This is a genomic window from Saccharopolyspora sp. NPDC050389, assembly GCF_040655595.1.
In the GTDB taxonomy this organism is placed as follows: domain Bacteria; phylum Actinomycetota; class Actinomycetes; order Mycobacteriales; family Pseudonocardiaceae; genus Saccharopolyspora.
On sequence record NZ_JBFAKG010000043.1, the window covers coordinates 1 to 24,270 of the forward strand.

At 67.1% G+C, this 24,270-nt stretch carries 38 protein-coding genes; 4 read left to right on the forward strand and 34 right to left on the reverse strand.

The features are described from left to right. Positions 1-240 precede the first annotated feature (240 nt). On the reverse strand, positions 241-1,155 hold the full coding sequence (locus AB0I53_RS26325; protein ID WP_358608182.1) for an alpha/beta hydrolase: 915 nt from the start codon (positions 1,153-1,155) through the stop codon (positions 241-243). Positions 1,156-1,170: 15 nt separating this feature from the next. Between AB0I53_RS26325 and AB0I53_RS26330 the strand changes: the two genes are divergently transcribed. Both AB0I53_RS26330 and AB0I53_RS26335 read left to right on the forward strand, forming a co-directional pair. Then, the gene (locus AB0I53_RS26330; protein WP_358608354.1) at positions 1,171-1,323 is read left to right on the forward strand and encodes a hypothetical protein; all 153 of its coding nucleotides are present in this window, start codon (positions 1,171-1,173) and stop codon (positions 1,321-1,323) included. 168 nt (positions 1,324-1,491) lie between these two features. Continuing rightward, positions 1,492-2,367 (forward strand): DUF559 domain-containing protein, encoded by an 876-nt coding sequence (locus AB0I53_RS26335; protein WP_358608185.1) that lies wholly within the window; start codon positions 1,492-1,494, stop codon positions 2,365-2,367. A gap of 97 nt (positions 2,368-2,464) precedes the next feature. Here AB0I53_RS26335 and truA read toward each other — a convergent pair whose 3' ends face one another. The 8 genes from truA to infA form a co-directional block, all read right to left on the reverse strand. Further along, positions 2,465-3,346 carry a tRNA pseudouridine(38-40) synthase TruA gene (truA, locus tag AB0I53_RS26340; RefSeq protein ID WP_358608188.1) on the reverse strand — a complete coding sequence of 294 codons (882 nt, stop codon included), beginning with the start codon at positions 3,344-3,346 and terminating at the stop codon, positions 2,465-2,467. 20 nt (positions 3,347-3,366) lie between these two features. Continuing rightward, positions 3,367-3,897 (reverse strand): 50S ribosomal protein L17, encoded by a 531-nt coding sequence (rplQ, locus tag AB0I53_RS26345; protein WP_358608190.1) that lies wholly within the window; start codon positions 3,895-3,897, stop codon positions 3,367-3,369. Positions 3,898-3,948: 51 nt separating this feature from the next. Beyond that, positions 3,949-5,028, reverse strand: a complete 1,080-nt coding sequence (locus AB0I53_RS26350) for a DNA-directed RNA polymerase subunit alpha (protein WP_132493021.1) — start codon at positions 5,026-5,028, stop codon at positions 3,949-3,951. A 151-nt stretch (positions 5,029-5,179) separates the two neighbouring features. After that, a complete protein-coding gene (gene rpsD / locus AB0I53_RS26355) occupies positions 5,180-5,785 on the reverse strand; it encodes a 30S ribosomal protein S4 (RefSeq protein ID WP_358608193.1) in 606 nt (201 codons plus the stop codon). 23 nt (positions 5,786-5,808) lie between these two features. Next, complete coding sequence (gene rpsK, locus AB0I53_RS26360; RefSeq protein ID WP_132493023.1) at positions 5,809-6,213, reverse strand: 30S ribosomal protein S11; 405 nt, start codon at positions 6,211-6,213, stop codon at positions 5,809-5,811. 25 nt (positions 6,214-6,238) lie between these two features. Further along, positions 6,239-6,619, reverse strand: a complete 381-nt coding sequence (rpsM, locus tag AB0I53_RS26365) for a 30S ribosomal protein S13 (RefSeq protein WP_358608195.1) — start codon at positions 6,617-6,619, stop codon at positions 6,239-6,241. A 153-nt stretch (positions 6,620-6,772) separates the two neighbouring features. Continuing rightward, on the reverse strand, positions 6,773-6,886 hold the full coding sequence (gene rpmJ, locus AB0I53_RS26370) for a 50S ribosomal protein L36 (RefSeq protein WP_010315372.1): 114 nt from the start codon (positions 6,884-6,886) through the stop codon (positions 6,773-6,775). 52 nt (positions 6,887-6,938) lie between these two features. Next, positions 6,939-7,160: a translation initiation factor IF-1 gene (gene infA / locus AB0I53_RS26375; RefSeq protein WP_358608198.1), complete on the reverse strand. Its 222-nt coding sequence runs from the start codon at positions 7,158-7,160 to the stop codon at positions 6,939-6,941. A 378-nt stretch (positions 7,161-7,538) separates the two neighbouring features. Between infA and AB0I53_RS26380 the strand changes: the two genes are divergently transcribed. Together AB0I53_RS26380 and AB0I53_RS26385 are read left to right on the forward strand one after the other, a co-directional pair. Continuing rightward, a complete protein-coding gene (locus AB0I53_RS26380) occupies positions 7,539-8,180 on the forward strand; it encodes a methyltransferase domain-containing protein (protein WP_358608201.1) in 642 nt (213 codons plus the stop codon). 217 nt (positions 8,181-8,397) lie between these two features. Continuing rightward, complete coding sequence (locus tag AB0I53_RS26385; RefSeq protein WP_358608204.1) at positions 8,398-9,000, forward strand: methyltransferase domain-containing protein; 603 nt, start codon at positions 8,398-8,400, stop codon at positions 8,998-9,000. A gap of 154 nt (positions 9,001-9,154) precedes the next feature. Here AB0I53_RS26385 and map read toward each other — a convergent pair whose 3' ends face one another. From map to tuf, 25 genes are all read right to left on the reverse strand, one after another. After that, complete coding sequence (gene map / locus AB0I53_RS26390) at positions 9,155-9,946, reverse strand: type I methionyl aminopeptidase (protein WP_358608207.1); 792 nt, start codon at positions 9,944-9,946, stop codon at positions 9,155-9,157. A 70-nt stretch (positions 9,947-10,016) separates the two neighbouring features. Further along, the gene (locus AB0I53_RS26395; RefSeq protein ID WP_358608210.1) at positions 10,017-10,571 is read right to left on the reverse strand and encodes an adenylate kinase; all 555 of its coding nucleotides are present in this window, start codon (positions 10,569-10,571) and stop codon (positions 10,017-10,019) included. 174 nt (positions 10,572-10,745) lie between these two features. Then, positions 10,746-12,059 (reverse strand): preprotein translocase subunit SecY, encoded by a 1,314-nt coding sequence (gene secY / locus AB0I53_RS26400; protein ID WP_358608213.1) that lies wholly within the window; start codon positions 12,057-12,059, stop codon positions 10,746-10,748. A 410-nt stretch (positions 12,060-12,469) separates the two neighbouring features. Beyond that, positions 12,470-12,919 carry a 50S ribosomal protein L15 gene (gene rplO, locus AB0I53_RS26405; protein ID WP_358608216.1) on the reverse strand — a complete coding sequence of 150 codons (450 nt, stop codon included), beginning with the start codon at positions 12,917-12,919 and terminating at the stop codon, positions 12,470-12,472. Between the two features lies 1 nt (position 12,920). Beyond that, a complete protein-coding gene (gene rpmD, locus AB0I53_RS26410) occupies positions 12,921-13,103 on the reverse strand; it encodes a 50S ribosomal protein L30 (RefSeq protein WP_358608357.1) in 183 nt (60 codons plus the stop codon). Between the two features lie 5 nt (positions 13,104-13,108). Then, the gene (rpsE, locus tag AB0I53_RS26415; RefSeq protein ID WP_093265628.1) at positions 13,109-13,720 is read right to left on the reverse strand and encodes a 30S ribosomal protein S5; all 612 of its coding nucleotides are present in this window, start codon (positions 13,718-13,720) and stop codon (positions 13,109-13,111) included. Between the two features lie 35 nt (positions 13,721-13,755). Next, positions 13,756-14,157 carry a 50S ribosomal protein L18 gene (rplR, locus tag AB0I53_RS26420; RefSeq protein ID WP_358608360.1) on the reverse strand — a complete coding sequence of 134 codons (402 nt, stop codon included), beginning with the start codon at positions 14,155-14,157 and terminating at the stop codon, positions 13,756-13,758. A gap of 2 nt (positions 14,158-14,159) precedes the next feature. Beyond that, on the reverse strand, positions 14,160-14,699 hold the full coding sequence (rplF, locus tag AB0I53_RS26425) for a 50S ribosomal protein L6 (RefSeq protein WP_358608219.1): 540 nt from the start codon (positions 14,697-14,699) through the stop codon (positions 14,160-14,162). A 16-nt stretch (positions 14,700-14,715) separates the two neighbouring features. Beyond that, the gene (rpsH, locus tag AB0I53_RS26430) at positions 14,716-15,114 is read right to left on the reverse strand and encodes a 30S ribosomal protein S8 (RefSeq protein WP_010315396.1); all 399 of its coding nucleotides are present in this window, start codon (positions 15,112-15,114) and stop codon (positions 14,716-14,718) included. Positions 15,115-15,344: 230 nt separating this feature from the next. Next, positions 15,345-15,530, reverse strand: a complete 186-nt coding sequence (locus tag AB0I53_RS26435) for a type Z 30S ribosomal protein S14 (protein WP_010315398.1) — start codon at positions 15,528-15,530, stop codon at positions 15,345-15,347. 3 nt (positions 15,531-15,533) lie between these two features. Next, positions 15,534-16,097, reverse strand: coding sequence for a 50S ribosomal protein L5 (gene rplE, locus AB0I53_RS26440; RefSeq protein WP_132493032.1), 564 nt, complete (start codon positions 16,095-16,097; stop codon positions 15,534-15,536). A gap of 2 nt (positions 16,098-16,099) precedes the next feature. Next, the gene (rplX, locus tag AB0I53_RS26445; RefSeq protein WP_358608222.1) at positions 16,100-16,414 is read right to left on the reverse strand and encodes a 50S ribosomal protein L24; all 315 of its coding nucleotides are present in this window, start codon (positions 16,412-16,414) and stop codon (positions 16,100-16,102) included. Further along, complete coding sequence (rplN, locus tag AB0I53_RS26450) at positions 16,414-16,782, reverse strand: 50S ribosomal protein L14 (protein WP_010315405.1); 369 nt, start codon at positions 16,780-16,782, stop codon at positions 16,414-16,416. Before rplN ends, rplX begins: the two co-directional genes overlap by 1 nt. Before the next feature lie 150 nt (positions 16,783-16,932). Beyond that, on the reverse strand, positions 16,933-17,208 hold the full coding sequence (gene rpsQ / locus AB0I53_RS26455; protein ID WP_132493034.1) for a 30S ribosomal protein S17: 276 nt from the start codon (positions 17,206-17,208) through the stop codon (positions 16,933-16,935). Further along, on the reverse strand, positions 17,205-17,447 hold the full coding sequence (gene rpmC, locus AB0I53_RS26460; RefSeq protein WP_093265636.1) for a 50S ribosomal protein L29: 243 nt from the start codon (positions 17,445-17,447) through the stop codon (positions 17,205-17,207). The genes rpsQ and rpmC overlap by 4 nt, the downstream gene beginning before the upstream one ends. Continuing rightward, entirely contained in the window at positions 17,447-17,866 is a 420-nt protein-coding gene (rplP, locus tag AB0I53_RS26465) for a 50S ribosomal protein L16 (RefSeq protein ID WP_358608225.1), read from the reverse strand. The genes rpmC and rplP overlap by 1 nt, the downstream gene beginning before the upstream one ends. Positions 17,867-17,869: 3 nt before the next feature. Further along, positions 17,870-18,709, reverse strand: a complete 840-nt coding sequence (rpsC, locus tag AB0I53_RS26470) for a 30S ribosomal protein S3 (RefSeq protein WP_358608228.1) — start codon at positions 18,707-18,709, stop codon at positions 17,870-17,872. Then, on the reverse strand, positions 18,709-19,128 hold the full coding sequence (gene rplV, locus AB0I53_RS26475; RefSeq protein WP_358608231.1) for a 50S ribosomal protein L22: 420 nt from the start codon (positions 19,126-19,128) through the stop codon (positions 18,709-18,711). Before rplV ends, rpsC begins: the two co-directional genes overlap by 1 nt. Before the next feature lie 42 nt (positions 19,129-19,170). Beyond that, on the reverse strand, positions 19,171-19,452 hold the full coding sequence (rpsS, locus tag AB0I53_RS26480) for a 30S ribosomal protein S19 (protein WP_093265642.1): 282 nt from the start codon (positions 19,450-19,452) through the stop codon (positions 19,171-19,173). Between the two features lie 18 nt (positions 19,453-19,470). After that, positions 19,471-20,304: a 50S ribosomal protein L2 gene (gene rplB / locus AB0I53_RS26485; RefSeq protein ID WP_093265644.1), complete on the reverse strand. Its 834-nt coding sequence runs from the start codon at positions 20,302-20,304 to the stop codon at positions 19,471-19,473. 32 nt (positions 20,305-20,336) lie between these two features. Then, complete coding sequence (gene rplW, locus AB0I53_RS26490) at positions 20,337-20,636, reverse strand: 50S ribosomal protein L23 (protein ID WP_010315423.1); 300 nt, start codon at positions 20,634-20,636, stop codon at positions 20,337-20,339. Further along, a complete protein-coding gene (rplD, locus tag AB0I53_RS26495; protein ID WP_358608235.1) occupies positions 20,633-21,316 on the reverse strand; it encodes a 50S ribosomal protein L4 in 684 nt (227 codons plus the stop codon). Before rplD ends, rplW begins: the two co-directional genes overlap by 4 nt. After that, a complete protein-coding gene (rplC, locus tag AB0I53_RS26500) occupies positions 21,316-21,966 on the reverse strand; it encodes a 50S ribosomal protein L3 (protein ID WP_358608238.1) in 651 nt (216 codons plus the stop codon). Before rplC ends, rplD begins: the two co-directional genes overlap by 1 nt. 35 nt (positions 21,967-22,001) lie before the next feature. After that, positions 22,002-22,307: a 30S ribosomal protein S10 gene (rpsJ, locus tag AB0I53_RS26505; protein ID WP_009948626.1), complete on the reverse strand. Its 306-nt coding sequence runs from the start codon at positions 22,305-22,307 to the stop codon at positions 22,002-22,004. A 629-nt stretch (positions 22,308-22,936) separates the two neighbouring features. After that, on the reverse strand, positions 22,937-24,130 hold the full coding sequence (tuf, locus tag AB0I53_RS26510; RefSeq protein ID WP_358608241.1) for an elongation factor Tu: 1,194 nt from the start codon (positions 24,128-24,130) through the stop codon (positions 22,937-22,939). Between the last annotated feature and the right edge of the window lie 140 nt (positions 24,131-24,270).

Below are 24,270 nucleotides of genomic sequence, written 5' to 3' on the forward strand. Positions count from 1 at the left end.
ACACTGCGAGGGCCTGAGCCCGGTGCAATACCGGGCCCAGGCCCTCGCTGCCTAGACTCTCAATTACCGAGTCCAACTTCCGGGGCCCACTTCAAACGGTCGGGGCTTCTTCATTTCCGGCACTGCGCACAACGAGTGGTATTAGCCGATGCTTCCCGTCTGCCATTTCGAACGCTGCGCGAGCAAGCGGCGACGAACAGCGATCGAATTGGGAACCACCAGGATTTCCGGGCGATGCCGCTAGCCCGCCGACGACGGTTCGCAGGCGGTGCCCGCCGGAGGCAGGCGGAGGAACGCCAAGTACCGGTTGGCGTGGGCGATGGTGCACGCGTTGCCGGTCAGGTAGAGGCCGTGCCCGAAACCGTTGTAGCGCAACGTGGCCGAGCCCGGCACCGTCACCACGACGTTCGCGGTGTAGTCGTAGTCGGTCCAGGTCCCGGCGCCTAGCATCGGTGGGAGCCGGTCGGCTGGCAGCGGTGCCGGGTCGTTGCGGATCGGGGTCGGCCAGCCGACGCAGGCCAGCGAATGCCACAGCGAGTTCCCGGCGAAGTTCGGCGATAACTGCTCATCGAGCGCCTTCACCCGCTGGAAGTCCTCGAAATCGTCGAAGACGAGGCCGTCCGCGCACTGGGTCACGAACATGCCCCGGAACGCCGGGGGCTTCGGGCTGTTGGTGACCTGCTGGACGAGGTCGGCGAAGCCGGAGACGTCGCCTGCCGCGGCCTTGTCGATGGACCGGGCGAAGCGCTGCCAGTTCCGGAAGTCGGGTGCCGCGCCGGAGCTGATCACGTCGGGTGCGGCGGCGACCTTCAGATCGAACCCGCTGTAGGCGATCCGCTCGCCCTGCACCGGGATCGGCGAACGGTCGGCGGCGGCGATCAGATCGCGCCAGACCGCGCCGGCGTCCCGCCCGTGCAGGGAGCAGTCGGCGCTGGCCGCGCACCAGGCGGTGAACCTGGCGAACTGGGCCTCGCTGCCGCGAGCCTTGAGCCGGATCTGCTCCCCGCGATCGGCGAGGTGGTCGACGACGCCGTCGTCGAATCGGTGCGCCGCGTGGCCGCCGGTGGCACGGCGATGGATGCGGAGGTGATCGGCCAGCTGCTCTCCCGACGCCGACGCGACAAGCCCCTCCCACGACTGACGCCGAGGGAACACGAGGTGCTCGGGATGATGGCCGAAGGCCTGTCCAACGCGGCGATAGCGGCCCGCCCCCGGGTAACCGACAAAGCGATCGGCAAGCACACCCAACAACATCTTCACGAAACTAGGCCTGGCGCCATCGGAAGACCAAACATTGCACCACGCACCACCTCACCCGGCTAGCGTGCAATTTCCCGAGAAATTGACCACCACCCGGGGATGGTCAATTTCTCGGGAAATTGCGCTTTTTAACCCATCCGGGGTATCCGAGTAATCCACAGCCGCCAGACTCATCCACAGATTCGAAAACAGCGGGTGACACACATGCCCCGAGCCGCCAGCCTGTCCTACATGGACACCACTACCGATTTTCCGCAAAAGACCGAAGCGCCGCTGTTCACCCGCGCCGATGCGATCTCGTACGGCCTCAAGGATCGTGAACTGCGCGCCAAGTTCCGCAAGGTCATTCACGGGATCTACACGATCAGCGAGGCGGATGTCACGCACGAACTCCGATGTCGGGCCGCAGCCATGACCCTCCCCGCTGATGCCATCATCAGCGGCCGCTCCGCCGCAACCTTGCTCGGAGTCCCGCTAGCAGGGCCGAACGATCCCGTAGAAGTGCTCGTCGGCGGGACGAACTACATGAACCGCCGGTTCGGGCTACGCGCCTGGGCACGGAAAAGTGCTGATGATGAGCACGTCCCGTGGGACGGCATTCGACTCGCAACACCTACCCGTGCCGCCTTCGACGTACTCGCCCGGAACGCACCGAGCTTCGGCATCGCCAACTGCGATGCCATGCTGCACGCCGGGCTTGTCAATGAGGACGAGCTGGCGCACTTTATCGCAACCCGCCGCTACTACGGGGTCCGCAAAGCTCAGCGGGCTTTCGAGCTTCTGGACCGTCGCTCGGAGTCGATACCCGAGTCCGTGCTGCGGGTGACCCTCGTTGAGGGCGGGCTCTCGCCGACGCCTCAGGTCGAGGTGTACGACGAACGCGGATTCGTGGCCAGGGTCGACCTCGCTTTCGAGGAACGGAAGGTAGCCGTGGAATACGACGGAGCCTGGCACGCCAATCCCGAACAACAACGACACGATCGGCGACGGCGAAAACGCCTTCAGAAAGGCGGCTGGACCATCATTGTCGTAACGGCGGACCACCTCTACGGCAAACCAAAAGAAACAGTCTCCGAAGTCAGACAGGCCCTCAGGCGCCGAGAGTGACCACAGGAGTGCCGTAGGGCAATTTCCCGAGAAATTGACGTTCACCCGGGGGATGGTCAATTTCTCGGGAAATTGCACCGTCCCCGAGTGACTCCGGTCAGGGGAGGGTTCGGATCGCCCGGGTTTGGGTTGCTCTGGCTTCGAGGTCTTCGTCCGACGGGTAGTCGATCGCCGTCAGCGTCAGGCCGTGGGCCGGGGCCACCGCCGTTGTCCGGGTCGTGGACTCCAGGAGCTCCGCCGGCCACGGCTCGGCCTTGCGGCCGTCTCCGACCGTCAGGAGCGTGCCCACCAGGCTCCGGACCATCGAATGGCAGAACGCGTCCGCGCTCACGTTCGCGACGATCAGGTGCTCCGCCACCCGCTCCCATTCGAAGCGCTGGAGCTCGCGCACCGTCGTCGCGCCGTCCCGCGGCTTGCAGTACGCCGCGAAGTCGTTCAGGCCCAACAACTCCTGCGCCGCGGCGTTGAGCGCCGCCACGTCCAGCGGCCGGTTCCAGGCGAGCGTGTCCCGGCGCCGCAGCGGGTCCACGCCCCACGGCGCATCCGACACCTGGTACCGGTAGTGCCGCCGCAGCGCCGAGAACCGCGCGTCGAACGCCGCCGGCACCACCCGCGCCCCGAGCACGCGCACGTCCGGCGGCAGGATCCGGTTCCACCGGTGGACCATCCGCCCCAGGTCCGGAATCCCTTGCTCGTCAACGGAAATCCGCCCGCTCCCGGCCGGGTCGTGGGGCACCGCGTCGAGGTGCAGGACCTGCCCCGAGGCGTGCACGCCGGAATCCGTCCGCCCGGCGACCACCACGTGCCGCGGCACCGACCGCCCCGGCGGCTGCTTCGCCAGCGCATCCTCCACCAGGCCCTGCACGGTGCGCTGCCCAGGCTGCTTCGCCCAGCCGCAGAAATCCGTGCCGTCGTAGGACAAGTCGACGCGCACGCGAACGAGCCCGCCCTCCCCAGCGGGAGCGACGGGCTCGTTCACAGCAGCACTACGTGCCTGAATCAGGACTCGTCCTTCTTCTCGGCAGCGGTGTCCTCGGCCTTGGCCTCGGTCGCCTCCGGGGCCTCAGCGGCCTCGGTGGTCTCCGCCTGAGCCTCGGTCGCCTCGGCCTTCGGGGCCTCCTCGTCCTTGGCGAACTTCGTGCCGCGAGCGGCCTCCGCCTCGGTGGTGACGAGCTGCTCGGTCACCAGCGCGATGACGGCCATCTTCGCGTTGTCACCCTTGCGCGGCATCGTCTTGACGATGCGGGTGTAACCGCCGTTGCGTTCCGCGAAGTGCGGGCCGATCTCCGCGAAGAGCTTGTGCACGACATCCTTGTCGCGGATGGTCTTCATGACCTCGCGACGGTTGTGCAGGTCGCCCTTCTTGGCTTTGCTGATCAGCCGCTCGGCGATCGGCCGCAGCCGCTTCGCCTTCGCCTCGGTCGTGGTGATCCGGCCGTGCTCGAACAGCGAGGTGGCCAGGTTGGCCATGATGAGCCGCTCGTGCGCCGGCGACCCGCCGAGACGCGGACCCTTGGTCGGGGTGGGCATCGGTTGCTCCTCTCAGGGCGCGCCGGTGTACCCCGGACGCGCACAACACAGCTACAGCTGCTCTGTCTCCGCGTAGTCCTGACCGTCGTCGTAGCCGTTGTCCTCGACGGGCCCGACCGCGCCGACGGTGGTCTCCTCGGAGGACCAGCCTTCGGACGGGTACTCGGCCGCCGCGGCCGACGGGTCGAATCCGGGCGGGCTGTCCTTGAGCGCGAGCCCAAGGCCGGCCAGCTTCATCTTGACCTCGTCGATGGACTTCGCACCGAAGTTGCGGATGTCCAGCAGGTCGGCCTCGCTGCGCGAGACCAGCTCGCCGACGGTGTGGATGCCCTCCCGCTTGAGGCAGTTGTAGGAGCGCACCGTCAGATCGAGGTCCTCGATCGGCATCGCGTAGGCCGCGATGGTGTCGGCTTCCGCCGGCGACGGGCCGATCTCGATGCCTTCGGCGTCGATGTTGAGCTCGCGGGCGAGCCCGAACAGCTCGACGAGAGTGCGTCCGGCCGAGGCCACCGCGTCGCGCGGGGTGATCGACGGCTTGCTCTCCACGTCGAGGATCAGCTTGTCGAAGTCCGTGCGCTGCTCGACACGGGTGGCCTCGACCTTGTAGGTCACCTTCAGCACCGGCGAGTAGATCGAGTCCACCGGGATGCGGCCGATCTCGGCACCGGTCTGCTTGTTCTGCATCGCGGGGACATAGCCACGACCGCGCTCGACGACGAGCTCGATCTCCAGCTTGCCCTTCGCGTTGAGGGTGGCGATGTGCAGGTCGGGGTTGTGCACCGTGACGCCGGCCGGCGGCACGATGTCAGCCGCGGTGACCTCGCCCGGGCCCTGCTTGCGCAGGTACATCGTCACCGGCTCGTCTTCCTCGGAGCTGACGACCAGCTCCTTGATGTTCAGGATGACGTCGGTGACGTCTTCCTTCACACCCGGAATCGTGGTGAACTCGTGCAGCACACCGTCGATGCGCAGGCTGGTGACCGCCGCCCCCGGGATCGAGGAGAGCAGGGTACGACGCAGCGAGTTGCCGAGGGTGTAGCCGAAGCCCGGCTCCAGCGGCTCGATGACGAACCGGGAGCGCGTCTCCGACACCGCCTCTTCGGACAGTGTGGGTCGCTGGGAGATGAGCACTTCGTTTTCCTTTCCTCACGACGCCCGCTATTTGACGCCGATGGAATGGCGTTGCCCGCGAAGCGCGGGCCGGTGGCGGATTCCTGCACCACCACCGCTGGTTGCGACCGCCGGCGGCCGGGCCCCGAGGGGTGACCGCCGGCGGGACGCGTCACTTCGAGTAGAGCTCGACGATGAGCTGCTCGGTGACCGGAGTGTCGATCTGCGCGCGCTCCGGGCGCTGGTGCACCAGGATCCGCAGGTTCGAGGACACGACCTGCAGCCAGGCCGGGACCGGACGGTCGCCGAAGGTCTCCTTGGCGATGATGAACGGCGTCGTGCCGACGGACTTCGGCTTGACGTCGATGATGTCCCACTTCGACACCTGGAAGCTGGGGACGTTCACCTTCTTGCCGTTGACCGTGAAGTGGCCGTGGCTGACCAGCTGACGCGCCATGCGGCGGGTCCGGGCCAGGCCGGCGCGGTAAACGACGTTGTCCAGCCGGGACTCCAGCAGCTGCAGGAGGTTGTCACCCGTCTTGCCCGGGCGCCGGTTGGCTTCCTCGTAGTAGTTGCTGAACTGCCGCTCGAGGACGCCGTAGGTGAACTTCGCCTTCTGCTTCTCCTGGAGCTGCAGCAGGTACTCGGTTTCCTTGATGCGCGCACGGCCGTGCTGACCCGGCGGGTACGGACGGCGCTCGAACGCCTGGTCACCACCGACGAGGTCAACCTTGAGACGGCGGGACTTGCGGGTCGCGGGACCGGTATAACGTGCCATCTTTGTCTACTCCTTCCCGCGCCTCAGACCCGACGCCGCTTCGGCGGGCGGCAGCCGTTGTGCGGCTGCGGGGTCACGTCCTGGATGGTGCCGACCTCGAGACCGGCGGCCTGCAGCGAACGGATCGCCGTCTCGCGGCCCGAACCCGGACCCTTGACGAAGACGTCGACCTTCTTCATGCCGTGCTCGGCAGCCTTGCGGGCCGCGTTCTCGGCGGCCATCTGCGCGGCGAACGGGGTGGACTTACGAGAGCCCTTGAACCCGACGTGGCCGGCGGAGGCCCAGGCGATCACCGCACCGGTGGGGTCGGTGATCGAAACGATGGTGTTGTTGAACGTGCTCTTGATGTGCGCCTGGCCGTGAGCGACGTTCTTCTTTTCCTTGCGCCGCACCTTTTTGACGGCACCAGCGCGAGACTTGGGTGGCATGGCTTTAGCTGACTCCTAGCGAGGCTTACTTCTTCCCGGCCTTCTTCTTGCCGGCGACCGTCTTCTTCGGCCCCTTGCGGGTACGGGCGTTGGTCTTCGTCCGCTGCCCGTGAACCGGCAGGTGCCGGCGGTGCCGAAGCCCCGCGTAGCAGCCGATCTCGATCTTCCGGCGGATGTCGGCCTGGACCTCGCGGCGGAGGTCACCCTCGACCCGGTAGCTGCCCTCGATGAATTCGCGCAGCTTCGCGAGCTGGTCGTCATCGAGGTCGCGCGGCCGGGCGTCGGGCGAGATGCCGGTCGCGGAGAGGATCTCCTTCGACCGGGTCTTGCCGATCCCGTAGATGTAGGTGAGCGCGATCTCCATGCGCTTTTCGCGCGGGAGATCAACGCCGACGACCCGTGCCATCTGGCCGGTTCTCCTTCGTTTTCTCCAGGTCTGCTCCCTCGCCGCCCCCGCAACTGGTGCGGAGCCCCGGCCTGGTCCGGGGGTCAGTCGGCCCGCGTTTGAGCCAACAGGTCGAGGGAGTTCTTCTCGTTGTCTTGCGACGCTGTGCTGCGCTCAGCCCTGACGCTGCTTGTGACGGGCGTTGTCGCAGATCACCAGCACCCGCCCATGACGGCGGATGACCTGGCACTTGTCGCAGATTCGCTTCACACTCGGCTGGACCTTCACGGTCGTGCTCTCCTGCTCGGACGCGTGTCCGGTTGCCCGGACACCGTGGAGGTCACTTGTAGCGGTAGACGATGCGCCCACGGGAAAGGTCGTACGGCGAGAGCTCCACCACGACCCGGTCCTCGGGCAGGATGCGGATGTAGTGCTGACGCATCTTGCCACTGATGTGTGCGAGGACCCTGTGGCCGTTCTCCAACTCGACACGGAACATCGCGTTGGGGAGCGGTTCGATCACCCGACCCTCGACCTCAATGGCCCCGTCTTTCTTGCCCATGTCCTCCGCGTTTCGTGACGGTGACGGTTTGCGGACCTAAGTCCCGCCGCTTGCACCGGAGGCCCCGGCACCCGCGACGGGCACACTGCAGCACGGCCCGAAACACCGATGACGACCCGATCCGGATACTCGGAAGCGGATACCCAGGCACAACGAACCGGCGCTACGAGTGCGCCGATATTCCACTGTACGCGCCGCCGTTTGGGCGCTCCACATCGGGGCAGCTCAACGGCATCCTGGTCACTCTGCGCAACATTGATATCACGCTGCACGACTGCACCAATGCGGCGGGTTGCGTGGGCGCTCCGCGGCTCACTACGTTCGATCACGCTCGACACCGGGGTCGAGGCCGACGCCGTGGGACAACCGAGGAGAAGCGTGACACCCCAGCAGGACCAGCAGATCGGCAAGGTCGGGCAGAACGCGGCCAGCAAGCTGGACGAGTACCGGACCTTCTTCCAGACCGCGGTACGCAACCCGCGGATGGTCGGCGCGGCGACACCGACCTCCGCCGCGGTCGCCGCCACGGTGGCCCAGGTGGTGCCGACCACCGGCGCTCCGGTCGTGGTCGAGCTCGGCCCCGGCACCGGCTCGCTGAGCGACGGCATCCGCCGCAGGCTGCCCGAGGGCGCCCGGCACGTCGGCATCGAGCTCGGCGAGGGCATGGTCGAGCACCTCCGGGCCCACAAGCCGTGGATGGAGATCGTGCACGGCGACGCCGGCGACCTGCTGGCGCTGCTGGACAAGCACAACATCGACCGCGTCGACGCGGTCATCAGCAGCATCCCGTGGTCGCTGCTGCCGAGCGACACGCAGAACCACATCCTCCGCCAGGCCTCCGAGGCGCTCGCCCCGCAGGGCGCGTTCACGGCGCTCACCTACCTGCCCGCCGATCAGACGCCGGGCGGCCGCCGCTTCCGCGCCCGCCTGGAGCAGACGTTCGACGAGATCATCACCCACACCACCTGGCGGAACATCCCGCCGATCCTGCACTACATCTGCCGGCGGCCCCTCCACTAACCGCCCTGACCGGGCGGAGCTCGGGTCTTGCCCGGGGGAACCCCGGAGGCGGCGAGGTACGACGGGGGCGCAGGCTTTGCACATGAGCGAGAGCACCCCCGCAACGCGACTTCGTGAAAACGCACTGCCACGCGCTGCGACCCGCGCACGACGGCGGGACGCTGCGATGGAAGCACCAGCTACCGTCGCCGCGTTCAGCGAACTGGCAGGAGCAGCCGTGAGCAAGCGAAAGAAGCTGCGCGAGTACTGGACGTTCCTGAACCGCGCGGCCCGCCAGCCGTCGACGTTCGGCGCCGTCCTGCCGACCTCCCGGCACGTCGCGTCCGCGGTGGCCACCGTGGTGCCCAGCTTCGGCGCGCCCACGGTGCTGGAACTCGGCCCGGGCACCGGCGCCCTCAGCAGCCCCATCCAGCACCGGCTGTCCGGGGACGCGCGGCACCTGGCGGTCGAGATCGACCCGGAGATGGTCCGCTACTTGCACCGCACCAAACCCTGGCTGGAAGTCATCGCGGGCGACGTCACGCACCTGCGCGAACTGCTGGACACCGCAGGGGTCGATCGGGTGGACGCGGTGATCAGCAGCATCCCGTGGACCCTGCTGCCGCCGGACAAGCAGCGCGAACTGCTCGAACAGGCGGTCTCGGTGCTGGCGCCGGGCGGCGTGTTCACCACGGTCACCTACCTGACGACGCTGTGGCGGCCATCCACCCGCGCGTTCGTGTCGGCGCTGGAGGACACCTTCGACGAGGTGATGCCGCGCACTGTGATCTGGCGGAACGTGCCTCCGGCCCGCATCTACGCCTGCCGCCGCCCGAAGTGACCGTTTCCCCTGCTCAACGCCCGTGAGTGTTTTGGGTCGCCATAGCAGCCCAAAACACTCACGGCACCGGACCTGCGGAAACGAAGCAGGAAAAGCAGCGGGCGCGCAGTTCTGTCCAGAACTGCGCGCCCGTTGCTGTGTTCGAGGCCGCCGGTCAGTCCTCGGCGGCGGTGAGGACCCAGGGGCCGTCTTCGGTGATCGCAACCGTGTGCTCCCAGTGCGCCGCACGGGAGCCGTCCTCCGTCACGACGGTCCAGGCGTCGTCGAGCTCTTCGGTCTCCGCCGAGCCCAGCGTGAGCATCGGCTCCACCGCGATCGCCATGCCGACCCGCAGCTTCGGGCCGCGCCCGGGCTTGCCGAGGTTCGGCAGGAACGGCTCCATGTGCATCTGAGTACCGATGCCGTGGCCGCCGTACTCCGCGATGATCCCGTACTCCAGGCCGTCGGCCTTCGCCGCCGCGAGCGCCGCGGTCTCCACCGCGTGGGAGATGTCGGTCAGCCGGTTCCCGGCCCGGACCTGCTCGATGCCGGCCCACATGCTGGCCTCGGTGGCCGCCGACAGGGCGCGGTCCTGCGCGCTCACCTCGCCGATCGCCAGCGTCACCGCGGAGTCGCCGTGCCAGCCCTCCAGGATCGCGCCGCAGTCCACCGACAGCAGGTCGCCCTCGGCGAGGGCCTCGCTGCGCGACGGGATCCCGTGCACGACCTTCTCGTTCAGCGATGCGCAGATCGACGCCGGAAACCCGTGGTAGCCCTTGAACGACGGCACCGCGCCGGCGTCCCGGATCACCTGCTCCGCGACCGCGTCCAGCTCACCGGTGCTCGCACCGGGCTTCGCGTGCTCGGTAACCGCGGCCAGCGCGCGGGCGACCACCAGGCCGGCGGCGCGCATCGCCTCGATCTCGCCCCGCGACTTGAGCTCGATGCCCTTACCCCGACGCAACAAGGCACTCACCTTCAGGATTCTTTCTAGGATTGCGGTTCCGGCCGGCCGCCGCTGCGACCGGCTGACCGGCTCAAGCGCGGTTGCGCAGCGCTTCCAGCGCGCGGGACGTGATCTCCTCGATCGAGCCGACGGCGTCGATCTTGATGATCCGGTCCTGGTAGTACTCCAGCAGCGGCTCGGTCTCCGAGCGGTACACCGCCAGCCGGCGCCGGATGATGTCCTCGGTGTCGTCCGCGCGCCCGCGGGCCAGCATCCGCGTGACCAGCTCTTCCTCCGGCACGTCGAACTGCAGCACCGCGGTCAGCTCCGTGCCGCGCTCGCGCAGCATCTCGGCCAGCACCTCGGCCTGCGAGGTGTTGCGCGGGTAGCCGTCGAGCAGGAAGCCCTTGGCGGCGTCCTCGTCGGAAAGGCGGTCGCGCACCATCTCGTTGGTGACCTCGTCCGGGACCAGCTCTCCGGTGTCCAGGTAGCTCTTGGCCTTCTGACCGAGCGGAGTGGCGTTGCCGATGTTCGCGCGGAACAGATCTCCGGTGGAGATGTGCGGGACGTCCAGCTGCTCGCTGAGCACGGCTGCCTGGGTGCCCTTGCCCGCACCAGGCGGGCCGACGAGAACCAATCGCACCAAGGGTCTGCCTCCGAATCAATCCGATCGCGCGCCAACTGCTGACGAGCTCCGCGGGCGCCCACCTGCATCCGGGCAGCCGCGCTCACACCCTACGCATGGGCTCGACGCACCAGGTCGACCCACCCGTCACGGGGGTATCCGGGCATGCGCCACTGCGCGCCCGGACCGTCCAGCCTACCGGAGGAAACCCTCGTACTTGCGCTGCGTGAGCTGGCTCTCGATTTGCTTCACGGTGTCCAGACCGACGTTGACCATGATCAGCACCGCAGTGCCGCCGAACGGGAAGTTCTGGTTCCCGCCCTGACCGCCGGTGATGCCGAGGAAGAAGTTCGGCAGGATCGCGATGACGCCCAGGTACAGCGAGCCGGGCAGCGTGATCCGGGAGAGCACGAAGCTCAGGTACTCGGCGGTCGGCCGACCGGGCCGGATGCCCGGGATGAAGCCGCCGAACTTCTTCATGTCGTCCGCGCGCTCTTCGGGGTTGAACGTGATCGACACGTAGAAGTACGCGAAGAAGATGATCAGCGACATGTACAGCAGGATGTGCACCCAGCTGGACGGCGACACGATGTAGGTCTGGATGAACCGGGCCCACCAGGTGTCCTGGTTGCCGGCGAGCTGGCCGAGCAGCTGCGGCAGGTACAGCAGCGAGGAACCGAAGATGACCGGGATGACACCCGCCTGGTTCACCTTCAGCGGCAGGTACGTGGAGGTTCCGCCGTACATCCGGCGGCCGATCATGCGCTTGGCGTACTGCACCGGGATCCGGCGCTGCGCCTGCTCGATGAAGACCACGGTCGCGATGATCACGACGGCGAAGGCACAGACCACGGCGAACACCAGGCCGCCGTGCGACTGCAGGATCGCGCCGCCCTCGGCGGGGATCCGCGAGGCGATCGAGACGAAGATCAGCAGCGACATGCCGTTGCCGATGCCGCGCTCGGTGATCAGCTCGCCCATCCACATCAGCACCGCGGCGCCGGCGGTCATGACGACCACGATGGTGATCAGGTTCAGCACCGAGTCGTCCGGGATGACCGACACCGAGCAGCCCTGGAACAGCTGACCGCGGACCGCGAGCGCCACGATGCCGGTGCCCTGCAGGATCGCCAGCGCGATCGTCAGGTACCGGGTGTACTGCGTCAGCTTCGACTGGCCGGACTGGCCTTCCTTCTTCAGCTGCTCGAAGCGCGGGATGACCACCTGCAGCAGCTGGATGATGATGCTCGCGGTGATGTAGGGCATGATGCCCAGCGACAGCACCGACAACTGCAGCAGCGCACCGCCGCTGAACAGGTTGAGCAGTGAGTAAACGCTCTGCGAACCGCTGCCCTGGATCTGCTCGATGCACTGCTGGATGTTCGGGTACGACACCCCGGGAGCGGGGATCGTGGCACCGAGCCGGTAGAGCACGACCATGCCCAGGGTGAAAAGGATCTTGCGGCGCAGGTCCGGCGTCGCCAGAGCCGAGCGGAAGGCGCCGAGCACGCGAACCTCCTGTACGCGAGCCGGTCGGAACCGGCCGGGAAAGATGCGGCAATTTCCGCAGCACCCGATGTTTACGGCACTGCCGGGGCGACTCTAGCAGGCCCGAACGTGGCCACGGACGGCGACCGAAGCCTCACTGCTGATCACGGCGTCAGCCATCGGCGAACAAAGACATTCACAATTTCCCCGAAAACCGGGAAAACCACTGGGCCACGTTCCCGAATTATCCGAAATCGGCAGCGCCGCAACGCAATTCGAGTACCCGAACGGGGTGCTCTGCGCCGAGTTCTCCGCCCGGAAAAGCCCCGCGCACTTCACCTGATCGGGAAAAGACCGAGGGCCGGTGATCGGGAAAAGGCCGAGGGCCGGGCGACTTTGTCGTCGCCCGGCCCTCGGTGGGAAAACCGTTGTCAGCGGTCCAGCTTGGTGACCGAACCACCCGCAGCGGTGATCTTCTCCTGGGCGCTGCCGGTGAACGCGTGCGCGGTCACCTCCAGCTTGACGCCCTCCAGGTCCCCGTCACCGAGGATCTTCACGAGCTCGTTCTTCTTGGCCAGGCCCTTGGCGATCAGCTCGTCGATGCCGACGGTGCCGCCCTCCGGGAACGCCTGGGCCAGCCGACCGATGTTCACACCCTGGTACTCGGTGCGGAAGCGGTTCTTGAAGCCCTTCAGCTTCGGGAGCCGCATGTGGATCGGCATCTGCCCACCCTCGAAACGAGGGGAGACGTTCTTGCGAGCCTTGGTGCCCTTGGTACCGCGGCCCGCGGTCTTGCCCTTGGAGCCCTCACCGCGACCAACGCGGACCTTGTCGCGCTTGGCGCCGGGAGCCGGACGCAGGTCGTGCAGTTTGATGACCATGTCAGTTGACCTCCTCGACCGTCACCAGGTGACGGACGGCGTTGATCATGCCGCGCACGTTGGAGTCATCCGGACGCACCACGGACTGACGGATCTTGCGCAGCCCGAGGGTGCGCATGGTGTCGCGCTGGTTCTGCTTGGTGCCGACCAGACCACGCACCTGGGTGATCTTCAGCTGTGCCATGTCGATCAAGCCCCCTGCTGCGCCGCACGGGCACGCAGGATGAACGCCGGGGCGACATCCTCCAGCGGCAGGCCGCGACGAGCCGCGACCTCCTCCGGCCGCTGCAGCATCTTCAGCGCGGCGACCGTGGCGTGCACGATGTTGATCGGGTTGTCGCTGCCCAGCGACTTGCTCAGCACGTCGTGGACACCGGCGCACTCCAGCACCGCACGCACCGGGCCACCGGCGATGACACCGGTACCAGCGCTGGCCGGACGCAGCAGCACGACGCCGGCGGCGTCCTCGCCCTGCACCGGGTGGGTGATGGTGCCGCCCAGGCGCGGGACGCGGAAGAAGTTCTTCTTCGCCTCCTCGACGCCCTTGGCGATCGCCGCCGGAACTTCCTTGGCCTTGCCGTAACCGACACCGACCATGCCGTCGCCGTCGCCGACGACGACCAGCGCGGTGAAGCTGAACCGCCGGCCACCCTTGACGACCTTCGCGACGCGGTTGATGGTCACGACGCGTTCGAACTGCGGGGTCTTCTCTTGGGCCGCCCCGCCACGGCCGCCGTCGCGGCGGTCCCGGCGGTCCTTGCCGCCGGACTCCCCGCCCTCACGCCGAGTGCGTCCAGGCATCAGGCGTCCCTTCCGTTCTCGTTCTTAGCCACTTGTCAGAACTCCAGTCCGCCGTCACGGGCGGCGTCGGCCAGCGCGGCCACCCGACCGTGGTAGGCGTTACCGCCGCGGTCGAACACGACCTTGTCGATGCCGGCGTCCTTGGCACGGGCCGCGACGAGCTCGCCGACCTTGGTGGCCTTGGCCTTCTTGTCACCCTCGAAGGCCTGGACATCGGTTTCGAGGCTGGTAGCCGAGACCAGGGTGTGGCCCTTGGTGTCGTCGATGACCTGCGCGACGATGTTGCGCAGCGAGCGGGTCACGACGAGGCGCGGGCGCTCGGCGGTGCCGACGATCTTCTTGCGGATGCGCGTGTGCCGCTTGGCACGGGCAAGCCGACGCTTGGTCGAGATGTCCTTGCCCACCGGCTTGCGCTTGGTAGCTGTCGTCTCGCTCATGGTCACTTACCCGTCTTCCCGACCTTGCGGCGGATGATCTCCCCTGCGTAGCGGACACCCTTGCCCTTGTACGGGTCGGGCTTGCGCAGCTTGCGAATCCTGGCCGCGATCTCGCCGACCAGCTGCTTGTCGATGCCCTTGACCGAGATCTTGGTCGGGCCGTCGACCGCGAACTGGATGCCTTCCGGCGGTTCGATCACGATGGGGTGGCTGTAGCCGAGGGAGAACTCGAGGTTCGATCCCTTCAGCAGCACTCGGTAACCGACGCCGTGGATCTCCAGGCCCTTCTCGTAGCCCTGGCTGACGCCGATCACCATGTTGTTCACCAGCGTGCGGGTGAGCCCGTGCAGCGAACGGCTTTCCCGCTCGTCGTTGGGGCGCTTCACCAGCACCGCACCGTCTTCGTCCTTCTCGACGATGATCGGCTCGGCAACCTGGTGGTGCAGGCTGCCCTTGGGGCCCTTCACGGTCACCGCCGGGCCGTCGATGGTCACCTCGACGCCGGAGGGGACGGTGATCGGCAGCTTTCCGATGCGCGACATTGCCGCTCCTCCTCCCTTACCAGACGTAGGCGAGGACTTCCCCGCCCACGCCCTTCTTCATGGCCTGCCGGTCGGTCAGCAGACCGCCGGAGGTCGAGATGATTGCGACGCCCAGGCCACCCAGCACCTTCGGCAGGTTGGTGGACTTGGCGTAGACCCGCAGGCCGGGCTTGGAGACCCGGCGCAGGCCCGCGATGCTCCGCTCGCGGTTCGGGCCGTACTTGAGCTCGACGACGAGCTGCTTGCAGTTCTCGCCCTCTTCGACGCGCGAGCCGGACACGTAGCCCTCGCGCTTGAGGATCTCGGCGATGTTCGCCTTCAGCTTGGAGTGCGGCATCACGACCTCGTCGTGGTATGCCGAGTTTCCGTTGCGCAGACGCGTCAGCATGTCTGCGATCGGATCGGTCATCGTCATGACCTGCTCAACCTTTCTCGTCTGGTTCCGATGGGCCCCGATCGCGTACCACCGGTGAGGTGGCCGTCTGGGCCCTGGCCTGGACGAAGTTCGGGGTTTCCGGCCGAGCAGCCGGTTTCCCTTGTCAATTCTCGCGTGCAAGCACGGCATTAGCCGCGGAGCGTGGGCATCAGCCCTGGTAGCGCCTGCTGAGGGTACCGGCAGCCGGCATCACCCCAGCAGGCGGGCAGTCACCAGGAGGACTTGCTCACGCCGGGCAGCTCGCCCGCGTGCGCCATCTCGCGGAAGCACACCCGGCACAGCCCGAACTTGCGGAACACCGCACGCGGCCGACCGCAGCGCTGGCAGCGGGTGTAGCCGCGGACGTTGAACTTCGGCTTGCGCGCCGCCTTGATAACCAGCGCCTTCTTGGCCATCGCTCAGTTCTCCTTGAACGGGAAGCCCAGGTGCTTCAGCAGCGCCCGGCCCTCCTCATTGTTGGTGGCAGTGGTAACGACGGTGATGTCCATGCCACGCGGGCGGTCGATGTTGTCCGGGTTGATCTCGTGGAACATCGACTGCTCGTTGAGGCCGAACGTGTAGTTGCCCTTGCCGTCGAACTGCTTCGGCGACAACCCGCGGAAGTCACGGATTCGCGGCAGCGCGATGGTGACCAGGCGGTCCAGGAACTCCCACATCCGGTCGCCGCGCAGGGTGACCCGCGCACCGATCGGCATGCCCTCGCGAAGCTTGAACTGCGCGATGGACTTGCGGGCCTTGCGGATCTCCGGCTTCTGACCGGTGATGATCGACAGGTCGCGGACCGCGCCCTCGATCAGCTTGCTGTCCCGAGCGGCGTCGCCAACACCCATGTTGACCACGACCTTGACCACGCCCGGCGTCTGCATCACGTTGGAGTAGTCGAACTCCTCGTTGAGCGCCTGGCGGATCTCCTCGCGGTAACGGGTCTTCAGCCGCGGAACGATCTTCTCAGCGGTAGTCATGATCAGACGTCCTTACCGTTACGACGAGAGATGCGAACCTTCTTGCCGTCCTCACCGATGCGGTAGCCGACCCGGGTGGGCTTGCCGTCGGAGTCCACGACCATCACGTTGCTCACGTGGATCGGCGCTTCCTGGGTGACGATGCCGCCGGACTGCGCGCCACGCTCGGTCCGCGAGACCTTGGTGTGCTTCTTGATCCGGTTGACACCCTCGACCAGCACGCGCTGCTCCTGCGGGATGGCCTTGATGACCTTGCCCTTGGCGCCCTTGTCCTTGCCGGAGATAACGACGACCGTGTCGCCCTTCTTGATCTTCATCACAAAACCTCCGGCGCGAGCGAGATGATCTTCATGAACTTCTTGTCTCGCAACTCGCGGGCGACCGGTCCGAAGATACGGGTGCCCCGCGGCTCGCCACCGGGCTTGACCAGCACCGCGGCGTTCTCGTCGAACCGGATGTAGGAACCATCCGCGCGACGCTTTTCCTTCTTCTGCCGGACGATGACGGCCTTGACCACATCGCCCTTCTTGACACCGGCACCGGGGATGGCTTCCTTGACGGTCGCCACGATGATGTCCCCGAGGCCCGCGTACCGGCGACCCGACCCACCGAGGACACGGATCGTAAGGATCTCCTTGGCCCCGGTGTTGTCGGCGACACGCAGTCGCGACTCCTGCTGGATCACGTCTTTCTCCTGACCCTAAGTACCCGGACCTGGCCCGGGCACACTCTGGCGCGCCAAATTTCCGACCTGACGCGCGCGGTCAACTTCCGGCACGCGAACCGGCCGACCGCTGGGAGGATTCCCGGCGGCCGGCCGGCCGCACACCTTCGTTTACTTGGCCTTCTCGAGGATCTCGACCAGTCGCCAGCGCTTGCTGGCCGACAGCGGACGAGTCTCCATCAGCAACACGCGGTCGCCGACACCGGCGGTGTTGGCCTCGTCGTGCGCCTTGACCTTGCTGGTCTGCCGCATGACCTTGCCGTAGAGCGCGTGCTTCTTGCGGTCTTCGAGGGAGACCACGATCGTCTTGTCCATCTTGTCCGAGACGACGTAGCCCTCGCGCACCTTGCGACGGTTGCGCTCCACGCCCTGTCCTTTCTCGCTCATGCCGCGCCCTCCTCAGCGCCTTCGGGGGAAACCGTCAGGCCCAGTTCGCGTTCACGCATGATCGTGTAGATCCGGGCGATGTCCTGCCGGACCGTGCGCAGCCGCCGGTTGTTGCTCAGCTGACCGGTGGCCATCTGGAAGCGGAGGTTGAACAGCTCCTCCTTGGCTTCCTTCAGCCGCTGGACGAGCTCCTCAGCGTTGAGTTCGCGGAGCTCGGATGCGGTGACACCCGCTGCCATCAGAAGTCACCACCCTCGCGGGACACGATCTTGCACTTCATCGGGAGCTTGTGCGCCGCACGGGTCAGCGCCTCGATCGCCGTCTTCTCGTTCGGGAAGGTCAGCTCGAACATGATGCGTCCGGGCTTGACGTTGGCGACCCAGGCCTCCGGCGAACCCTTACCGGAACCCTGGCGGGTTTCGGCGGGCTTCTTGGTCAGCGGGCGGTCCGGGAAGATGTTGATCCACACCTTGCCGCCACGCTTGACGTGCCGGGTGATCGCGATACGGGCCGACTCGATCTGACGGTTGGTCACGTAGCCGTGCTCGATCGCCTGAATGCCGTACTCACCGAAGCTGATCCGGGTACCACCCTTGGCCATGCCCGTGCGCTTCGGCGCGTGGCTCTTGCGCCACTTCACCCTGCGTGGGACCAGCACGTCTCAGCCCTCCGTCTTCTCTTCAGCCGCAGCAGCCTGCGGCTGCTCGCCTTCCGCGGCCTTCTCGGCCTTGGCGGGCTTGTCAGCTGCGGCGCGGTCCGCGCCACCGGCACCCCGGCGACGGCCACCGCGGTCGGCACGGCCACCGCGGTCACCGCGGTCGCCGCCGCCGCGCGGCGGACGGACCTCGGACTCCTGCTGCTTCTGCTTCAGGCCACCGACCAGCTCGCCCTTGTAGATCCACACCTTGACGCCGATGCGCCCGAAGGTGGTGCGGGCCTCGAAGAAGCCGTAGTCGATGTCCGCGCGCAGCGTGTGCAGCGGAACCCGGCCCTCGCGGTAGAACTCCGAGCGGGACATCTCCGCGCCGCCCAGGCGACCCGAGCACTGCACCCGGATGCCCTTGACCTGCGACGAGCGCATGGCCGACTGAATGGCCTTGCGCATCGCGCGCCGGAAGGACACACGGTTGGACAGCTGCTCGGCCACGCCCTGCGCGACCAGCTGGGCGTCCGCCTCGGGGTTCTTGACCTCGAGGATGTTGAGCTGGACCTGCTTGCCGGTCAGCTTCTCCAGCGAACCGCGGATGCGGTCCGCCTCGGCACCGCGACGGCCGATGACGATGCCCGGCCGGGCGGTGTGAATGTCCACGCGGACCCGCTCGCGGGTGCGCTCGATCTCAACCTTCGAGATCCCAGCGCGCTCCATACCGCGAGACAGCTGCCGGCGGATCTTGACGTCCTCCGCGACGTACTCCGAGTACTGCTTGTCGGCGTACCAGCGAGACTTCCAGTCCGTGGTGATGCCGAGTCGGAAGCCGTGCGGGTTAATCTTCTGACCCACTACCGGGCACTCCCCTTCTGGCTCTTTCGGGACTTGGTCGCCGCCTTCGGCCGAGACTCGACCTCGACCGTGATATGGCTGGTCCGCTTGCGAATCCGGTACGCACGGCCCTGCGCGCGCGGCCGGAACCGCTTCAACGTCGGACCCTCGTCCACGTACGCGTGGTGAACCCACAGCGTCTCGGGGTCGAGGGAAAGGTTGTTCTCCGCGTTGGCGACCGCACTGGCGAGCACCTTCGACACCGGACCGCTGGCGGTCTGCGGCGCGAACTGAAGCACGGCCAGGGCATCGCTGGCGCTCCGGCCCTTGATGAGCTCGACCACGCGCCGCGCCTTCATCGGCGACACGCGGACGAACCGGGCCCGCGCCACTGCGCGCGGGGTCTCCTCCGCGGCAGTGTCGTCGGAACGGGCTGTCATCCTGCTACCCCTTGCTCTTACTCGTTCGTGTCACAGACCCGCTCAGCGGCGGCGCGACTTCCGGTCATCCTTGACGTGGCCCTTGAAGGTGCGGGTCGGGGCGAATTCGCCCAGCTTGTGCCCGACCATCGACTCGGTGACGAACACCGGGATGTGCTTGCGGCCGTCGTGCACCGCGAAGGTGTGGCCCAGCATGTCCGGGATGATCGTCGACCGGCGGGACCAGGTCTTGATCACGGTCTTCTTGCCCGACTCGTTAAGCACGTCCACCTTCTTGAGCAGGTGGTCGTCCACGAACGGGCCCTTCTTCAGGCTGCGTGGCATGTTTGCTTACCTCCCTGCTCAGCGCTTCTTGCCGGTACGGCGACGGCGGACGATGAGCTTGTCACTGGGCTTGCGGCGGCGGGTACGGCCCTCCGGCTTGCCCTTCGGGTTGACCGGGTGACGACCACCGGAGGTCTTGCCCTCACCACCACCGTGCGGGTGGTCCACCGGGTTCATGACGACACCACGGACGGTCGGGCGCTTGCCCTTCCACCGCATGCGGCCGGCCTTGCCCCAGTTGATGTTGGCGTGCTCGGAGTTGCCGACCTCGCCGACGGTGGCCCGGCACCGCGCGTCCACGTTGCGGATTTCGCCCGAGGGCATCCGCAGCTGGGCGTACGGGCCGTCCTTGGCCACCAGCTGCACCCGGGCACCGGCCGAGCGAGCGATCTTCGCACCCTGTCCGGGGCGGAGCTCGATCGCGTGGATCACGGTGCCGGTCGGGATGTTGCGCAGCGGCAGGTTGTTACCCGGCTTGATGTCCGCACGCGCACCGCTCTCGATCGCGTCGCCCTGCTTGATGTTGTTCGGCGCGATGATGTAGCGCTTCTCGCCATCGGCGTAGTGCAGGAGCGCGATCCGAGCACTGCGGTTCGGGTCGTACTCGATGTGCGCGACCTTGGCCGGCACACCGTCCTTGTCGTTGCGGCGGAAGTCGATCACGCGGTAAGCCCGCTTGTGACCGCCACCCTTGTGCCGCGTGGTGATCTTGCCCTGAGCGTTGCGGCCCGCCTTCTTGTTCAGCGGACGCACCAACGACTTCTCCGGCTCCGACCGGGTGATCTCGGCGAAGTCGGACACGCTCGCGCCGCGACGGCCCGGCGTCGTCGGCTTGTACTTGCGAATGCCCATTGTTAACGCAACCTCGTCCTAATCAGCACCGGTCAGGCGGCCGGTCCGCCGAAGATCTCGATCGGCTTGCTCTCCGGCGACAGGGTGACGATCGCCCGCTTGGTGTCCTTGCGCTTGCCGAACCCGGTGCGGGAACGCTTGCGCTTGCCGTTGCGGTTGATCGTGTTGACGCTGGTGACCTTGACGTCGAAGATCTTCTCGACCGCGATCTTGATCTCGGTCTTGTTCGAGCGCGGGTCCACCAGGAAGGTGTACTGCCCCTGCTCGAGCAGCCCGTAGCTCTTCTCGGAGATCACCGGCGCAAGGATGATGTCTCGCGGGTCGGCGCTCACTGCTCTGCCTCCTCTGCGGAAGACGCGGCGGCCTTGACCGACCGGCCCTTCACCGGGCCCGCGACGAAGCGCTCGTACGCGGCCTTGGTGAACACCACGTCATCGCTGTTGAGCACGTCGTAGGTGTTCAGCTGACCCGGGTCGATCAGGTGCACGTTCTGCAGGTTCCGCAGGCTCAGCCACGAGTTCTCTTCCTCGTGGCGGTTGAGCACCACCAGAACCTTCTTGGCCTCGGTCCAGTTGCGCAGCGCGGTCTTGGCCAGCTTGGTGGACGGCGACTCGCCGCCGACCACGCCGGTGACCACGTGCAGCTGGCCGGCGCGAACCCGGTCGGAGAGGGCACCGCGCAGGGCGGCGACCTTCATCTTCTTCGGGGTCCGCTGCGAGTAGTCCCGCGGCTGCGGCCCGTGAACGATGCCGCCGCCGGCGAACTGCGGGGCCCGGATGGAGCCCTGCCGGGCGTTGCCGGTGCCCTTTTGCCGGTACGGCTTCTTGCCGCCTCCGGACACCATGCCGCGCGTCTTCGTGGCGTGCGTGCCCTGGCGCGCGGCGGCCAGCTGGGCCACCACGACCTGGTGCATCAGCGCCACGTTCGCCTGCACGTCGAAGATCTCGGCGGGCAGTTCGACGGTGCCGTCGGTCTTACCGTCCGGGGTACGGACGTCGAGCGTCAGGCTCATCACGCACCACCCTTCGCAGGACTCTTAACCAGAACCAGGCCGCCCTTGGGGCCGGGGACGGCACCCTTGATCAGCAGCAGGCCGGACTCGGACTCCACCTTGTGAACCTTCAGGTTCTGGGTGGTGACGCGGTCCGAACCCATCCGCCCCGACATCCGCATGCCCTTGAACACGCGACCGGGGGTGGCGCAGCCGCCGATGGAACCCGGCTTGCGGTGCACGGCCTGGGTACCGTGGCTGGCGCCCTGGCTGCGGAAACCGTGCCGCTTGATGGTGCCCGCGAAGCCCTTGCCCTTGCTGGTGCCGACCACGTCGACCACCGCGCCGGCCTCGAAGAGGTCCGCGCCGATCTCCTGGCCCAGCTCGTACTCACCGGCGTCCGCGGTGCGCAGCTCCACGATGTGGCGGCGCGGCGTGACGCCGGCCTTGGTGAAGTGGCCGCCTCGCGGCTTGTTCACCTTGCGCGGGTCGATGGCGCCGAACGCCAGCTGCACGGCCGAGTAGCCGTCTTTTTCGGGGGTCCGAATCTGGGTCACCACGTTCGGCCCGGCCTGCACGACCGTCACCGGGACCACCCGGTTCTGGTCGTCGAAGACCTGGGTCATGCCGAGCTTGGTGCCCAGAATCCCCTTGATCTGCCTGTCAGACATAGGTCTCGTTCTCTCCAGCTACCTCGTCGCCGCGCTTACTGGATGTTCACGTCGACGCTGGCCGGCAGGTCGATGCGCATCAACGCGTCGACCGTCTTCGGCGTCGGTTCGAGGATGTCGATGAGCCGCTTGTGCGTCCGCATCTCGAAGTGCTCCCGCGAGTCCTTGTACTTGTGCGGGGAGCGGATGACGCAGTAGACGTTCTTCTCCGTGGGCAGCGGCACCGGCCCAACGACCCGAGCGCCGGTGCGCGTCACGGTCTCGACGATCTTGCGTGCGGACGCGTCGATCGCCTCGTGGTCGTAGGCCTTGAGCCGGATGCGGATCTTCTGTCCCGCCATAGTGGCTTGCCGTTCCTCTAGTCTCGTGCCGCGGATTCGTCTTGGGTGCGGGTGCACCGCACCCTCGCGGGCGGTGGTGCCCCACGCGGCCTCAGCCTGGTGTCGTCCCGATGCCGGGAGGCGCCACAGCTCTCAGTCCGCCCCTGTTCAGGTATCTGGTGCCCGGTACACGCGGTCGGGCGTGTCGCCCGGCTACCGCATACCGGTCCCCTCGAACGTCGCCGACGGGGTGGGCCTTGCGGCCCGTACACCTTCTTGTGCCCTGTTCGGCCCGCCACCGGCGAGCCGGCGGCACCAGCACCGTCTGAGAACAGTCCTGAACCGGAACAAGGGCGCGAGGCCCTCGCAGCAAGGCGGCCGCAGCTTCGAACCTTCTCGAATTCGGTCAGTTCAAAACCCGGCCGCCCTGAACGAGCAACCCATACAGGATGACACACCTGTTTAGCCAGCCCAAACCGGGGGTGGCATTACGGGGGAACTGTAGCCGGACTCACCTTGCTCGAGTGGTCCCGCGGTCACCCTGCGTTGGTCGAGCGGCTGCGCCGCTCCGAAGACGAACCCTGGGCAGGTTTGTCACCTGAAAAGCAAGAGGGCCCGCTCCCGACGCACGGGAGCGGGCCCTCGCCACGTCACTTGTTGATCTTGGTGACGCGACCGGCGCCGACGGTGCGGCCACCCTCGCGGATCGCGAAGCGCAGACCCTCGTCCATCGCGATGGGCTGGATCAGCTGGACCGACATCTCGGTGTTGTCGCCCGGCATGACCATCTCGGTGCCCTCGGGGAGGGTCACCACACCGGTCACGTCGGTGGTCCGGAAGTAGAACTGCGGACGGTAGTTGTTGAAGAACGGCGTGTGCCGGCCACCCTCGTCCTTGGACAGGATGTACACCTGAGCCTCGAACTCGGTGTGCGGGGTGGTGGTGCCGGGCTTCACGACGACCATGCCGCGCTCGACCTCTTCGCGCTTGACGCCACGAATCAGCAGACCGACGTTGTCACCCGCCTGGCCCTCGTCGAGCAGCTTGCGGAACATCTCGACACCGGTGACGGTGGTCTTGATCGGCTTGTCCTTGATGCCGACCATCTCCACCTCCTCGTTCACCTTGACCACACCGCGCTCGATGCGACCGGTGACCACGGTGCCGCGGCCGGTGATGGAGAAGACGTCCTCGATCGGCATCAGGAACGGCTTCTCGATCTCGCGGACCGGGTCCGGCACGTTCTCGTCGACCGCGTCCATCAGCTCGACGATCTTGGCGCCCCACTCGGCGTCGCCCTCGAGCGCCTTCAGCGCGGAGACGCGGACCACCGGCACGTCGTCGCCCGGGAACTCCTGGGCCGACAGCAGCTCGCGGACCTCCATCTCGACGAGCTCGAGGATTTCCTCGTCGTCGACCATGTCGGACTTGTTCAGCGCGACCAGGATGTAGGGCACGCCGACCTGGCGGGCCAGCAGCACGTGCTCGCGGGTCTGCGGCATCGGGCCGTCGGTCGCCGCGACCACCAGGATCGCGCCGTCCATCTGCGCGGCACCGGTGATCATGTTCTTCACGTAGTCGGCGTGACCGGGGGCGTCAACGTGGGCGTAGTGACGCTTCTCGGTCTGGTACTCGACGTGCGCGATCTGGATCGTGATACCGCGCTCGCGCTCCTCCGGTGCCTTGTCGATCTCGTCGAACGGCGTGAAGGGGTTCAGGTCCGGGTACTTGTCGTGCAGCACCTTGGTGATGGCTGCCGTGAGCGTGGTCTTGCCGTGGTCAACGTGACCGATGGTCCCGATGTTGACGTGCGGCTTGTCCCTCTCGAACTTCGCCTTCGCCACTGGATTGTCCTCCTGGACTTGTTAACTTTCCGCCGTACGACTGGTTGTGCCAGGCGGAGTCCTGTCGGGTAGGTGACGGGCGGGCCCCCAATCCCGGAAGAACACTGTCCTTGCGGGGTGGCGGCCCGTCCGCCGCCGAA